The following is a 12,833-nucleotide window of genomic DNA, read 5'->3' as shown; positions in this document are numbered from 1 at the left end:
CTTTGCGCGCCGCTTCTCCTGCCGTAAAGACTGTGCTCGAGCGGGAATCCTAACCCACCCTGTCCCGCACATCGACCCTTATTCTCATTCGGACCAAGAGCACGCGCATGACGTCTTCACCTAGCACCCCTTCCTCCGGCCTCACTTACCGTGATTCCGGCGTGGACATTGAAGCAGGCGAAGCCCTTGTTGACGCCATTCGCCCGGCGGCCAAAGCCACAGACCGCCCCGGCACAATGGGGGGCCTTGGCGGATTTGGCGCACTGTTTGATCTAAAGGCCGCAGGCTTTAAAGACCCCGTGCTTGTATCCTGCACAGATGGCGTAGGCACCAAGCTGACGCTGGCTATTGATAATGACCTGCACGAAACCGTGGGGATTGATCTGGTAGCCATGTGCGTGAACGATCTGATTGTGCAGGGTGCGGAACCCCTGTTCTTTCTGGATTACTTCGCCACGGGCCGCCTGTCTGTTAACAGTGCGGCCAAGGTTGTGCGCGGCATTGCCACCGGGTGTGAACAGTCTGGCTGCGCGCTTGTAGGCGGTGAAACAGCAGAAATGCCCGGTATGTATGCCGATGGACATTATGATCTGGCTGGTTTTTCCGTTGGTGCGGCAGAACGCGGCGCGCTCCTGCCCTCTGGCATTGCAGAAGGTGATGCCCTTATTGCGCTGCCTTCTTCTGGCGTGCACTCCAACGGCTTTTCTTTAGTGCGGCGCATTGTGGCAGATGCCCATCTGGCATGGACAGACCCGGCAGCCTTTGCACCAGGTAAAAATCTGGGTGAAGCCTTTTTAGAACCCACACGCCTATATGTGCGCCCGGTTCTGGCGCTACATAAAGCTGGCCTGCTGCATGGCGCTGCCCACATTACCGGCGGCGGCCTGCCCGGCAATCTGCCCCGCGTGCTGCCAAATGGCTTGGATGCGGTGATTGATCAGGAATGGCCCGTAGCACCTGTGTTCAAATGGCTGGCCCGCACCGGCAATGTGGATACAGAGGAAATGCTGCGCGTGTTCAACTGCGGTATCGGCATGATCCTGATTACGCCAGAACCCGATGCCGTTCTGGCCCGCCTGCATGATATGGGTGAACCGGCTGTGCGCATTGGGCATATTGCCAAAGCAGCTTCCCCTACTGCCAAGCCTGACCTGAAAATGCAGGCCACTCCGGATTTTCGCGCAGCATGAGCGTTGAAAAAACACCCATTGCCATTTTGATCAGTGGCCGGGGCAGCAATGCCACGGCCTTGATCCGTGCGTGTGAAGATCCTTCCTTTCCTGCCCGCATCTGCCTTGTTTTAAGCAACAACCCGGATGCACCGGGGCTGGAAACGGCAAAAAAAGCAGGCCTACGCACGCTGGCCATCAACCATCGTGATTTTTGTAAAGACCGTGAAGCGCATGAACGCGCCGTGCATGCTGCTTTAACGGCAGCAGGCGCTCAGGCCATCTGCCTTGCTGGCTATATGCGCTTGCTGACTCCGTTTTTAACCAGCGCATGGGCTGGCCGTATGCTGAACATCCACCCCAGCCTGCTGCCTGTATTCCCCGGCCTGCACACGCATGAACGTGCGCTGCAAGCAGGTGTGCGTGTGCATGGGTGCACCGTGCATCTGGTAACAGAAGGCATGGATGAAGGGCCTATTTTAGGCCAAGCTGCTGTGCCTGTTCTGCCGGATGATACCGCAGATACCCTTGGGGCTCGCGTTTTGCGGCAGGAACACCAGCTTTACCCGCAAGTGCTCCGCCACTTTCTGCTTCAACGCCCTGCTTTTGCTCCGGCAGAGTGCGCCCTGCTTGTTGGCTAAGGCGCTTTTTCTTTTCTGTTTTCCTGAACGGTTCTGACAGTCTTATGAACACACCTGCACGCGCCCCCCGTTCTCCAAAGCGTGGAAAAAGCCGCCCTGCCCCTCCGCAGTCTGATCCTACGCGCGATATCGCTTTTGATATTCTGTGCGGCGTGGTGGAACACCGGCGTATGCTGGAAAACAGCCTATCTCGCTCTGCCGAAGCACATAAGGCCGAACCACGAGACAGAGCCGCAGCGCACCGCTTGGCCGCAGCCACATTGCGCCATCTGGGCACACTGCGCACTGTGCTAGAACCGTTTTTACGCAAAGAACCACCCGAACCCGTACGCGTGGCGCTTATGATTGGCTGCGCGCAACTTTTGTTTTTAGAAACACCTCCGCATGCTGCCGTTGGCACCACCGTTTCCCTCCTACGTCGGCGTAAGCTGGCCCCATTTGCCGGGTTGGCCAACGCCGTGCTGCGCAAGGTGGCGGCAGAAGGGCAAAACGTGTTGGAAGGTCTGGATCAGGCGCGGCTAAACATTCCTGCATGGCTATGGAGTTCATGGAGCGTGCTGGGCCGTGGTGTGCCCCGCGCGATAGCTGAAGGCATCAGCCACGAAGCCCCGCTGGATATTACCATGCGCCCCGGTGCCACAGCACCGGAAGGCGGTATTGTGCTACCCAATGGGTCTGTACGTTATCCGGCAGGCACCCGCGTTGCTGAACTGGCCGGGTATGAGGAAGGTGCTTTTTGGGTGCAGGATGCGGCAGCTACATTCCCTGCACGTTTGCTTGATGCGCAAGCAGGCGAAAAAGTGGCAGACCTGTGTGCAGCACCGGGCGGCAAAACCGCGCAGCTTGCTGCAACCGGCGCGCATGTCTCTGCCATTGAGAACAACCCCAACCGCATGGCGCGGCTAAAGGAAAATCTGGCACGCCTGGGCTTTACCAACGTTACCACCCTGCAAGCAGATGCTGGCACATGGCAGCCCGATGCCCCCCTTGATGCCATTTTGCTGGATGCCCCCTGCTCTGCCACGGGTACAGCACGCCGCCATCCAGATGTTTTGTGGGTGAAACGCCCGCGTGATCTCACAACGCTAACGGCTGGGCAGGATCGTTTGCTAGAAGCTGCCAAAAACATGCTGCGCCCCGGTGGCCGCCTGGTGTACGCCGTGTGCTCCTTGCAGCAGGAAGAAGGGCCAGACCGTGCCCGTGCGGCAGAAGCCATGGGGCTGGTGCCAGACCCGTTTACACCTGAAGAACTCGCCTTTCTACCAGAAGCCAGAACACCTGAGGGATGGCTGCGCACTCATCCCGGAATGTGGGCAGATAAAGGCAGCATGGATGGATTTTTTGCCGCCCGCTTTACCCGCGCATAACATTTGCAAAACTGTTTGAAAAAATAGCAAACATACTGTTGCGCACGGGCGTAGGATTGCCGATAAACAGGGTATGCGCCCTGTATCTTACCCCCTTATCGCTCCAAGTGTTCTCGCTGCCGATTTTACCCGGTTGGGAGAAGAAGTTTCAGCACTCAAGCAAGCTGGGGCGGATTGGGTGCATCTGGATGTCATGGATGGGCATTTTGTGCCCAACATTTCGTTCGGGCCAGGTGTGGTCAAGGCGCTCCGCCCCTGTTCCGACCTGCCTTTTGATGTGCATCTGATGATTGCACCGGTAGATCCGTATCTGGAAGCCTTTGCACAAGCCGGGGCAGACCAGATTCTGATCCATATTGAAGCCGGGCCACATACTCACCGCTCCTTACAGCGTATTCGGGATCTAGGAGCCAAGCCGGGCATTGTGCTGTGCCCTGCAACACCGCCGGAAGCCATTGGTGAAGTGCTGGATCTGGTGGATATTGTTCTGGTTATGACTGTTAACCCCGGCTTTGGTGGGCAGAAGTTCCTGTCCAGCCAGCTTCCCAAAATTCGGCGTATTCGGGAAATGATCACCCAAAGCGAGCGTGATATCCGGCTGGCGGTAGATGGCGGCATAGATGCCTCAACCGCTCCTCTGGCCATAGATGCTGGCGCAGATGTGCTTATTGCTGGCAGCGCCGTATATGGAAAAAAAGATTATGCAGCCGCCATTGCTGCATTGCGCACACATGTTGCCAAGCCAAAATAAAGCCACATCCGGCAAATAAATCATTCTTCACATGAATATTCTGCCATAAACCGATCACACCTTAATTTTCTGCACCTGCCTTGATGGAGTTCTAAACTTCCAATGCCCCTGCGTCGCTGGACCCGCGGAGCCCGCCTTGCCTATGCCATGCGCAACCCGTTGGGAGGGTTTGCCCGCGTACCGGCAGCCCCTGCCGTTGCTTTACGGGATCTGTGGTCTGGAAACGCTGCTGGGGGTGAACGGCTTGTTCGCAACCAGACACTTTTTGAAGGCACCCAACGCCCTCTGATTGATGGGGAATGGGATAACTCCCAATGGCCAGAAGCCTATCGCCGCTGGTTGCAAGGCTTTACGTGGTTGCAGGATCTGCGCGAGCTGGGGGCTGAATCTGCTCGCATCAAGGCCCGCACATTGGTTGCCCAATGGATGGAGCAAACCCCGGCGGAGCGTCCTATTTCAGACCCATCCATAACTGGTGCCCGCTTGGCGGCATGGCTTGGGTGTTACGAATTTTTTGCGGCCTCGGCAGATGATTCCTTCCGCCAGCAGCTTATGGCGTCGCTGATTATGGAAGCACGCTCCATAATGGCGCTGATGCCGGAGGAAACCACAGGCTGGCGTGCCCTTACGGCCCTTAAAGGGCTGTTGGCTGTTGCGGTTTCCCTACCTGATTATCCAGAATTTCTTACACGTTATTTGCGCTTGATTGACGCCACCATCAGCCAGCAGATTTTGCCCGATGGCGGCCACATTACCCGCTGCCCGGAAGACCTGTTGCAGTGCGTGCGCGAACTGGCAGAAATGCTATATATTTTACAGGTTGCCCGCGTACCCTTACCCACCAGCGTACTGGATGCCGCCAACCGCAGCGCCCCAGCCTTGCGGGCCATGCGGCATGGTGATGGCGGGTTGGCCCTCTTTAATGGTAGCAGTGAACAAAACCCGCAATTTATTGAACACGTGCTCAACCGCGCATCCCGCACGCGCGTTGTGGCGGCTGGCCTGCCAGAATCTGGCTTTGCCCGCCTGAACAATGGGCGTGCCTTGCTGATTGCAGATGCCGCCACGGTTGCCCCTGCGGGTTATGATAGCAGCGCGCATGCGGGCATGTTGTCCTTTGAATTTTCATCCGGCAGGCAACGGTTAATTGTCAATTGCGGCAGCAGCATCCAACGTGGTTGGGCAGAAGCCTTGCGCTACCCGGCTGCACATTCTGTTCTGGAACTGGCAGACCTTACCCCCATGCGGTTTGATGCCAATGGTGGTATCTCGCAAAAACCACAGGTCACACGCCAAATGTCTGTGCAAGACGGTGTGCATTGCCTGAGCATGACGCATGATGGCTACAAGCCCCAAGGTGGTGGCCTGTATTCTCGCAAGATTTATCTGGATAAAGACGGCACAGTTCTACAGGGCATAGAAAAACTGGAAGATGTAAGCATTCCGGTGCCACTTTGCATCCGCTTCCACTTGCACCCTGATGTGAACATTGAGCAAGAAGAAGATGGCTACTTGCTACACACGCCTGAAGAAACATGGTTCTTCTGGTCTGACGCTGATATTGAAATAGAAGAAAGCGTTTATCTGGGGCAAGGACAGCACCAGCCTACACGGCAATTTGTGCTCACCCCGGCTGTAGCAGAACAGCCTGCGGAAGAAGCACACGATCCTTTGGATACGCACCCCGCAGAAGAAGCTGCTTTACCTGCGGAAGCTATTTCCCCCATGGATCACACTCCAGAAGTACCAGAGGTGGGAACCGGTTTACTGGCAGAACCTTCGGGCCCCGATGCCAATGGCTTGGAAAACACGCTGCTACCACCGCCCCCGGTGCCGCAGGCTCCAAGCAAGCCACCTATCCGTTGGTCGCTCTCCCTCAAAAACGCGTAATGGGCTGACGTGAAGATTCTGGAAATCACAAACGTCGATTTTTCACTCATCCATTTTCTACTGCCCCTTATGCGAGAATTAAGGGCAGAAGGGCATGAAGTGATAGGCGTTTGTGCGGATGGCCCTTTGCTTCAACACCCCAGAAACGAGGGGTTTCGGGTTGAAACACTGCCCTTTGCCCGTTCATTTTCTGTGCCCGCGCAACTTCGGGCCTTTTGGGCTCTTGTTCGGCTTATAAAAAAAGAAAAGCCGGATTTGGTGCATGCACATATGCCTATCAGTGGCATTCTGGCGCGGGCAGCAGCCAAATTGTGTGGCGTGCCGCGCATTGCCTATACGTGCCACGGTTTTTTATTCAACCAACCTGGCTCTCACCTACGGCGCGGATTAGCATTGGTGCTGGAAGTTCTATGCGGGCGCATAACTGATGTTTATCTGACCGTCAGCCGTGAAGAAGCGCAGGATGCCAAACGCCTGCATGTTCACCCCCACCCCGTTGCAATTGGGAATGGGCGAGATCCAGCCCAGTTTCACCCAGATGCGCAAGCCAGAACACGTATCCGGGCAGAACTTGGCACATCCGCGCAAACGCCTGTAATTATTGTTGTCTCTCGCCTTGTGCGCCACAAAGGGTATCCAGAACTCCTGGCCGCCATGGAACGCGTGCCAGATGCAGAATTATGGATTGTGGGGGAAAGACTGGCATCAGACCACGGTGCCAATATGGATGAATACCTTGCTAAAGCGCGAGCTGCACTTGGCCCGCGACTAAAATGCCTTGGTTATCGGGCTGATATTCCGGCTTTATTGGCCGCAGCAGATATTTTTGTGCTGCCCAGCCATTTTGAAGGCCTGCCTATGTCCATTATTGAAGCCATGTTGTGCGGATTGCCAGTTGTGGCCACCAATATTAGGGGCTCGCGCGAGCAGGTTGTGCCACATGAAACAGGGCTACTTGTGCCCCCCGGCACTACGGCAGAACTGGCAGAAGCCCTTACAACGCTGGTGCAAAACCCAGCTTTATGCCAGCACATGGGTACTGCTGGGCTAAAACGTGCTCTACGCTTATTTAATGAAAAAACAATTCTACAAACCACCACACGCCTGCTGACACATTAAGCCATCAGGCGTGGGTGTAATGTATTTAGTGAGCTGACTTCTGGGCAACCGGCGCTGTTGTAACGGGTGTGCCTGTTTTATCCAGCAAATGAATTGTCAAACGCGAGGGTGATGCCGCAATACGGCCCCCAGAACGGCATTCATCTAACCGGATGCGCACGCCGTCATTATTTTCCATCAGCAGGCCGCCAACACCACGGCCCACTGTGGCCTCACCCGAAAGCGCCCAGAATGTGCCTTCAAAGTCTTCAATACGCTGAAGGTTGTATACCTTGCCTACGCTGTGGCCAGAAGAATACCCAACAGCAATAGCGGAAGCACCCTTGATTTCAAACGGATACTGGCGGCCGCCATATGTCAGCACACCCCGGCCCCATGTATATCCTACACCCAGATCCGCCGAACGCGTATTAAATGTAACTGTTGCCGTAACCGGGCCAAGCATGGTTTCTGCGCCCGCAGGCATGAACCATGCTCCGCACAGCGCCAAGGCAGCAGCAAAATGGCGGGATGCAGAACGCATCAAAGGGCTCCCCGAATTCATTGAAACAACTTACCTTTTCCGTTGCGTAAAAAGCGGTGGAAACGGCTGACAAAACATTTTTGTACGTTTTGTCACGTTTTGTAGAATCAAGGATGGCATACCCACCCGCCCCTGCAAAGCCCTTTTCGCAAGATTTCACTACACGGTTTCAATGTGCGGTCAGTGTTCCCAAATCGGCTCTTTCAGGCCCGCAACAAATGCCACATGTGCAGCCAGCTCTTGCGGTGTTGGCTGCACACGCACAACCTTACGGTTCACCGGGCCTTCATACATCACAGAAGGCAGTTGCCCATCTTCCGCCATCAACCCAAGACCGTGCTGGCGGCCCCCCATAAGCTCCACATACACATCAGCCAGCAGTTTGCAGTCCAGCAGCGCGTTATGGGTGGTTCGGGCAGAAAGATCTACGCCAAAACGGCGGCACAAGGCATCCAAACTGTTGGGCATGCCGGGAAAGCGCTCACGCGCCATATCCAGCGTATCCACCATGCGGTCCAAACCCAGCGTTTTTTTGCCTGCGCGTTTGAGCTCCGCATTCATAAAACCAAAGTCAAACCGGGCATTGTGCGCAATGAGTGGGTCATCCCCCACAAAGGCCAGGAAGTCATCCGCCACTTCAGCAAATTTGGGTTTGCCCTCCAGATCCGCCCGCGTAAAGCCATGCACGCGGGAAGCCTCCTCCGGCACATCGCGCTCCGGGTCTATAAGCTTATGAAAAGTGCGCCCTGTTGGCAGGTCTCCTACCAATTCAAGGGCTGCAATTTCAATCACCCGGTCTCCCGTTGCCGGGTCCAGCCCTGTGGTTTCTGTATCAAACAGAATGGATCTTTTCATGCCCTCAGGCTCCTGATGAACTGGCGCACTTGCCGTTCTGTTTCCCGCATACTGCCACCGGTGCGAATAACCTTGCCCGCTTGGCGCACGCGTTGGGCATCTGGCATTTGCCGAGCAATCAATTTGCAAGCCTCGGCTGGAGGCATCCCGCGCCTTTTGGCCACGCGGCGCGCTTGTACCCAATGTGGGGCAGATACCACCAAAACATCATCGCATTCTCGCTGAGCGCCTGTTTCATAAAGCAGTGGAATATCCAGCACCACACAGCGCGCCCCACGCAAACGCTGCGCACGCAAAAACTTTGCCCGTGCTGCCCGCACCATGGGGTGAATAATCTGCTCCAGTTTTTTGAGCAGCGCCGGTTCTTTTATAACGGCTTGCCGCAATACGGCTCTATCCAAATGCCCGTTCTGCACAGCATGCGGCACCAGTTGGGCGATAGCTGGCAAGGCTGCCCCATGATCTGCCTGCAAGTGGCGTACTTCGGCATCTGCATCAAACACCGGCAAGCCTGCATGCCGCAACAACGTGGCTACAGTGCTTTTGCCCATGCCCATACCGCCGGTAAGGCCCAGAATTTTCATGCCCTTACCGTAGCCCTTAGAAACTTTCCTGCACAAAAGCTTCTGTTGCGGCATCCACCTCCGGGTTCACACCGTACCATTTCTGAAAACCCAGCCGCGCCTGATGCAGCAACATACCAAGCCCGCCCAAAGTACGTAGGCCAGCAGATTGCGCCTCTGCCAACAAAGGCGTTACGCGTGGTACATAAACGATATCTGCTACCACCAGCGCCTTGGCCGCATGTGCCAGAGAAGGACGAAACGCAGCATCCGGGCCGCCTTCCATCCCCAAAGAAGTGGTATTTACCAGCAAACTATACGCGCCAAGGCGGGCTTCCCACATATTCCACGGCAACACGTCCAGCCCCGGCAGGGCTTTTGCCAGTTCTTCTGCCCGCCCTTGGGTGCGATTGGTCACGGCAACACGTAGGCCACAATCCTGTAACGCGGCAGCAACAGACCGCGCAGCACCGCCAGCGCCCAACAGCAGAACCTGCGCTTGTTCAGGCAGATTGAACCCAGCAGATTCCATGCTGGCCACAAAACCTGCGCCATCGGTTGAGTAACCGTGAATTTTGCCGTCATCTTCAAACACAAGTGTATTCACTGCACCTGCACGCTGGGCGGAATGATCCAGCACATCGGCAATTTTAAAGGCGGCTTCCTTGTGCGGAATGGTTACATTTGCGCCCCGAAAGCCCGCAGCCTGTAAGCCCAGAACGGCTGCCACAAACGCATCTGGCTCAACCGGCAGCGGCACATAGGCACCATCTACCTCATAACGCCGCAGCCAGTAATTGTGCAGAACCGGAGAACGCGAATGCGCTACGGGCCAACCCAGAACACCTGCCAGCTTTGCCTTGCCTGTAATAATCTGCGGCTTGGCTATATCTGTGGCGGTCATGCGTTTTCTCCATACTGTTCACAAAACTGGCGCCATGCCTGTGGCAGCAAACGGGCCAGACGATTGGCCCATTCGGTCTGCCCGGCATCATCAGCAATCAAATCCTGCCGAATTTCAATTTCAATATGTGGCAGTTCACGCCGTTCACCATGCTGGGGAATGGTGTAGTCCGATGTATCTGTGAGGGCGTAGGGTTCGTTATCCCCCACCATCAAGCCATCCTGTTGCAAAAGTGCAATCATGATCCGGGCCAGCCGGGAATCATGATTATGCAAAAGTCCGGCATGCCACGGGCGCTGTTTGCCATGCATAAATGGCGTAAAACTGTGTAGCGCCACAACCACCGTCTGGCGGCCTGCGGCCATATGGGCATCCAGTTCCTGCCGAATACGGGCGTGATAAGGGTGCAGAATTGTCTGCTCCCGCCATGCCCGATCCTGCACAGAGATATTCTGGTTGCGCGGCACTGTTGTGCCATCACTTACCTGCACGATAGAGGTTGGGTGGCCGGGGGCGCGGTTACAGTCAATCACCAAGCGGGAATACACCTGCTCAATCAACACAGCAGGCAGCAGGTCAGCCAGTTTACGGCCTACGCCATCTATGCCGATATCCCAGCCAATATGGCGCGCACGTTCCTGCGCACTTAACCCCAGATCACCCAATTCAGGCGGAATGGCACGGCCTGCATGGTCACTTACCAGCACAAAGGGGCCACCTTCATCCCGGCCATGCACCACAAAACTTTCTGCCATCAGCACCTGATCCACAGACATGCTTTTCCACCTCCTGCATCGCACGGCATGGCGGAAAGATCGGCACGCATTGCCTGCCTTTTCCGCCATGCAGCAGAACATTCTTATTCGTGCTTGAAAACTTATTTGGCGGAAGATACCACAACCGCAGCCAGATCAGCCTGCGCGCGCACCTGCCCTGCGTCTTCCCCTGTCAGGCCTTCTGCATCCACCCCACTATCATCCAGCTCGTACACCAGATAGGCCGGATCTGCGCCATCCAGCGATTCTTCGCCGCCAACATCGTAGCTACGGGCTGCCACATATTCCGGGCCGCGCATTTTGCTTTCCAGACGCTCAACAGCCACAACCGGGCTTTCTGCGCGAATAACTTCCAAAAGCACATTCGGGCCGGGATCGATTACGGCAAAGGTTGTAAGCTTGTGTGATGTTGTCATGTTCATGAACTCCCTGAATTTCACTTGCTTTTAAGCAGAGAAATGCCGCTGGGCACAGCCCTTTCCCGCACTGCAATGCACAGAACAGCCCCGCCGCAGGATCGGCTCTGCCACGCTCTTTGCCAAAACCGGCATTTGCGCCCTAGGGCGCGCAACATTACTGTGGCATCTTTGCATCCGCGCCGCGGCAGTATAAGCCAACGCCTGAGCACATCTTACGCAGCAGGACGGAATTAGGGCCTAAAATGTCTCTGAACAGCCAGAACAGCACGGAAACGGAAAACCAGAAAAACGCCAATGTCCAGTGGGGCGGGCGGTTTGCCGGTGGCCCTTCTGAGATCATGCAGGCCATCAATGCCTCCATCGGCTTTGATAAGGTGATGTGGAAGCAGGATATTGCTGGCTCCCTCGCCCATGCTGCCATGTTGGCGCATGTAGGCATTATCTCCAAGGATGATGAAGCCACAATCCGCAAGGGGCTAACAGAAATCGGGCAGGAAATTGCTGCTGGCAACTTTCCCTTTTCCAAAGCGCTGGAAGATATTCACATGAATATCGAAGCCCGCCTGTCTGACCGTATTGGTGAGGCCGGTAAGCGCCTGCATACTGCCCGCTCTCGCAATGATCAGGTTGCAACGGATTTTCGTCTATGGGTGCGGGATGCCATTGATGGGCTGGATCAACAGGTTTCAGCCCTTATGCGCTCCCTTGCCCGCCGGGCGGAGGAACATGCCGCCACCCCCATGCCGGGCTTTACCCACCTGCAAACAGCACAGCCTGTAACATTCGGCCACCATTTGATGGCGTATGTGGAAATGCTGGCGCGTGACCGGGGCCGCCTAGCAGACACACGCAAGCGCCTGAACGAATGCCCGCTGGGTTCTGCCGCGCTGGCTGGGACATCCTTCCCCATTGACCGGAAGATGACCGCCGAACTGCTGCATTTTGACCGTCCCACCGCCAATTCTTTGGATTCTGTATCTGATCGTGATTTTGCGCTGGAATATCTTTCTGCACTGTCCATCATGGCCATGCATCTTTCACGTATGGCGGAAGAAATTGTCATCTGGTGCTCCTCACCTTTCTCTTTCATCCGCCTTTCAGATGCGTTCACCACCGGCTCTTCCATCATGCCGCAAAAGCGTAACCCGGATGCCGCAGAACTGGTGCGCGCCAAAACTGGCCGCATCACCGGCAGCCTTGTAAGCCTGCTAACGGTTATGAAAGGCCTGCCGCTGGCCTACGCCAAGGATATGCAGGAAGATAAGGAACCCGTGTTTGAAGCCACGGATGCTGCTGCCCTCTCTCTTGCCGCATGCGATGGTATGGTGCGGGACATGACAGCCAACACCGCCCAAATGCGTGCACTGGCAGGTTCTGGCTATTCCACCGCTACAGATATTGCAGACTGGTTGGTGCGCGTGCTGAAAGTGCCATTCCGCACCGCGCACCACGTAACAGGCCGCCTGGTTGCTAAAGCCGAGGAAAAAGGCGTGGGGCTGGCAGATCTGACATTGCAGGAAATGCAGGCAGAAGAACCCGGCATTACGGATGATATCTATTCGGTTCTCAGCGTAGATGCCTCCATTGCATCTCGCACCAGCGAAGGTGGCACCGCATCCGGCAACGTCAGCGCGCAGGCTCAGCGCTGGCTGAAGGCTCTGGGTGCAGAACCCACCACAGCAGGGCAGTAAAACCATGAACTACCGCCTGATTTTTGGCCTTGCGCTGGCTACTATCCTGTTTTTGCCTCTAGCGGGGTGCGGCAAAAAGGGCACGCCGCATCAGCCCGGCCCGCAAAACAAAATTTCTTACCCGCGTATGTATCCGCCGGATGAATAAGACCACAGTGCGCACTA

The 12,833-nt window shown here is 55.9% G+C and carries 14 protein-coding genes; 8 read left to right on the top strand and 6 right to left on the bottom strand.

The annotated features are described in order from the left end of the window. The first annotated feature begins 107 nt into the window (after nucleotides 1–107). The 6 genes from purM (at nucleotide 108) to FKW19_RS05035 (ending at nucleotide 6,937) form a co-directional block, all read left to right on the top strand. Nucleotides 108–1,190: a phosphoribosylformylglycinamidine cyclo-ligase gene (purM, locus tag FKW19_RS05060; protein WP_089178809.1), complete on the top strand. Its 1,083-nt coding sequence runs from the start codon at nucleotides 108–110 to the stop codon at nucleotides 1,188–1,190. After that, nucleotides 1,187–1,810 carry a phosphoribosylglycinamide formyltransferase gene (gene purN, locus FKW19_RS05055; protein ID WP_089178808.1) on the top strand — a complete coding sequence of 208 codons (624 nt, stop codon included), beginning with the start codon at nucleotides 1,187–1,189 and terminating at the stop codon, nucleotides 1,808–1,810. The genes purM and purN overlap by 4 nt, the downstream gene beginning before the upstream one ends. Nucleotides 1,811–1,854: 44 nt before the next feature. Then, on the top strand, nucleotides 1,855–3,177 hold the full coding sequence (locus FKW19_RS05050; protein WP_089178807.1) for an RsmB/NOP family class I SAM-dependent RNA methyltransferase: 1,323 nt from the start codon (nucleotides 1,855–1,857) through the stop codon (nucleotides 3,175–3,177). Between the two features lie 73 nt (nucleotides 3,178–3,250). Then, on the top strand, nucleotides 3,251–3,928 hold the full coding sequence (gene rpe / locus FKW19_RS05045; RefSeq protein ID WP_006116109.1) for a ribulose-phosphate 3-epimerase: 678 nt from the start codon (nucleotides 3,251–3,253) through the stop codon (nucleotides 3,926–3,928). 102 nt (nucleotides 3,929–4,030) lie between these two features. Next, nucleotides 4,031–5,818 (top strand): heparinase II/III family protein, encoded by a 1,788-nt coding sequence (locus tag FKW19_RS05040; protein WP_089178806.1) that lies wholly within the window; start codon nucleotides 4,031–4,033, stop codon nucleotides 5,816–5,818. Nucleotides 5,819–5,827: 9 nt separating this feature from the next. Then, complete coding sequence (locus FKW19_RS05035) at nucleotides 5,828–6,937, top strand: glycosyltransferase family 4 protein (RefSeq protein WP_089178805.1); 1,110 nt, start codon at nucleotides 5,828–5,830, stop codon at nucleotides 6,935–6,937. Nucleotides 6,938–6,962: 25 nt separating this feature from the next. On the opposite strand, the gene FKW19_RS05030 is transcribed toward FKW19_RS05035, so the two are convergent. From FKW19_RS05030 to FKW19_RS05005, 6 genes are all read right to left on the bottom strand, one after another. Next, entirely contained in the window at nucleotides 6,963–7,481 is a 519-nt protein-coding gene (locus FKW19_RS05030) for a hypothetical protein (RefSeq protein ID WP_193561063.1), read from the bottom strand. A 159-nt stretch (nucleotides 7,482–7,640) separates the two neighbouring features. After that, nucleotides 7,641–8,315 carry a DNA polymerase III subunit epsilon gene (gene dnaQ, locus FKW19_RS05025; RefSeq protein WP_063353823.1) on the bottom strand — a complete coding sequence of 225 codons (675 nt, stop codon included), beginning with the start codon at nucleotides 8,313–8,315 and terminating at the stop codon, nucleotides 7,641–7,643. Beyond that, nucleotides 8,312–8,899 carry a dephospho-CoA kinase gene (gene coaE / locus FKW19_RS05020; RefSeq protein WP_089178803.1) on the bottom strand — a complete coding sequence of 196 codons (588 nt, stop codon included), beginning with the start codon at nucleotides 8,897–8,899 and terminating at the stop codon, nucleotides 8,312–8,314. Before coaE ends, dnaQ begins: the two co-directional genes overlap by 4 nt. A gap of 16 nt (nucleotides 8,900–8,915) precedes the next feature. Further along, nucleotides 8,916–9,782, bottom strand: coding sequence for a shikimate dehydrogenase (locus FKW19_RS05015; RefSeq protein WP_089178802.1), 867 nt, complete (start codon nucleotides 9,780–9,782; stop codon nucleotides 8,916–8,918). Then, nucleotides 9,779–10,558 (bottom strand): N-formylglutamate amidohydrolase, encoded by a 780-nt coding sequence (locus FKW19_RS05010; RefSeq protein ID WP_089178801.1) that lies wholly within the window; start codon nucleotides 10,556–10,558, stop codon nucleotides 9,779–9,781. The genes FKW19_RS05015 and FKW19_RS05010 overlap by 4 nt, the downstream gene beginning before the upstream one ends. 101 nt (nucleotides 10,559–10,659) lie before the next feature. Next, nucleotides 10,660–10,980, bottom strand: coding sequence for a hypothetical protein (locus FKW19_RS05005; protein ID WP_089178800.1), 321 nt, complete (start codon nucleotides 10,978–10,980; stop codon nucleotides 10,660–10,662). Between the two features lie 239 nt (nucleotides 10,981–11,219). Here FKW19_RS05005 and argH point away from each other — a divergent pair, with 239 nt between their 5' ends. Both argH and FKW19_RS15380 read left to right on the top strand, forming a co-directional pair. Continuing rightward, on the top strand, nucleotides 11,220–12,668 hold the full coding sequence (argH, locus tag FKW19_RS04995; RefSeq protein WP_089178799.1) for an argininosuccinate lyase: 1,449 nt from the start codon (nucleotides 11,220–11,222) through the stop codon (nucleotides 12,666–12,668). A gap of 4 nt (nucleotides 12,669–12,672) precedes the next feature. Then, nucleotides 12,673–12,816, top strand: coding sequence for a hypothetical protein (locus FKW19_RS15380; protein ID WP_162870717.1), 144 nt, complete (start codon nucleotides 12,673–12,675; stop codon nucleotides 12,814–12,816). Nucleotides 12,817–12,833 lie beyond the last annotated feature (17 nt).

It is taken from the genome of Acetobacter sp. DmW_125128, assembly GCF_008704325.1.
In the GTDB taxonomy this organism is placed as follows: Bacteria; Pseudomonadota; Alphaproteobacteria; order Acetobacterales; family Acetobacteraceae; genus Acetobacter; species Acetobacter oryzifermentans.
This window is presented reverse-complemented; position numbering and strand designations above follow the sequence as displayed.

Coding starts and splice junctions, on each gene's coding strand:
- purM (WP_089178809.1), top strand. CDS start 108: ATGACGTCTTCACCTAGCACCCCTTCCTCCGGCCTCACTTACCGTGAT.
- purN (WP_089178808.1), top strand. CDS start 1,187: ATGAGCGTTGAAAAAACACCCATTGCCATTTTGATCAGTGGCCGGGGC.
- FKW19_RS05050 (WP_089178807.1), top strand. CDS start 1,855: ATGAACACACCTGCACGCGCCCCCCGTTCTCCAAAGCGTGGAAAAAGC.
- rpe (WP_006116109.1), top strand. CDS start 3,251: ATGCGCCCTGTATCTTACCCCCTTATCGCTCCAAGTGTTCTCGCTGCC.
- FKW19_RS05040 (WP_089178806.1), top strand. CDS start 4,031: ATGCCCCTGCGTCGCTGGACCCGCGGAGCCCGCCTTGCCTATGCCATG.
- FKW19_RS05030 (WP_193561063.1), bottom strand. CDS start 7,481: ATGAATTCGGGGAGCCCTTTGATGCGTTCTGCATCCCGCCATTTTGCT.
- dnaQ (WP_063353823.1), bottom strand. CDS start 8,315: ATGAAAAGATCCATTCTGTTTGATACAGAAACCACAGGGCTGGACCCG.
- coaE (WP_089178803.1), bottom strand. CDS start 8,899: ATGAAAATTCTGGGCCTTACCGGCGGTATGGGCATGGGCAAAAGCACT.
- FKW19_RS05015 (WP_089178802.1), bottom strand. CDS start 9,782: ATGACCGCCACAGATATAGCCAAGCCGCAGATTATTACAGGCAAGGCA.
- FKW19_RS05010 (WP_089178801.1), bottom strand. CDS start 10,558: ATGTCTGTGGATCAGGTGCTGATGGCAGAAAGTTTTGTGGTGCATGGC.
- FKW19_RS05005 (WP_089178800.1), bottom strand. CDS start 10,980: ATGAACATGACAACATCACACAAGCTTACAACCTTTGCCGTAATCGAT.
- argH (WP_089178799.1), top strand. CDS start 11,220: ATGTCTCTGAACAGCCAGAACAGCACGGAAACGGAAAACCAGAAAAAC.
- FKW19_RS15380 (WP_162870717.1), top strand. CDS start 12,673: ATGAACTACCGCCTGATTTTTGGCCTTGCGCTGGCTACTATCCTGTTT.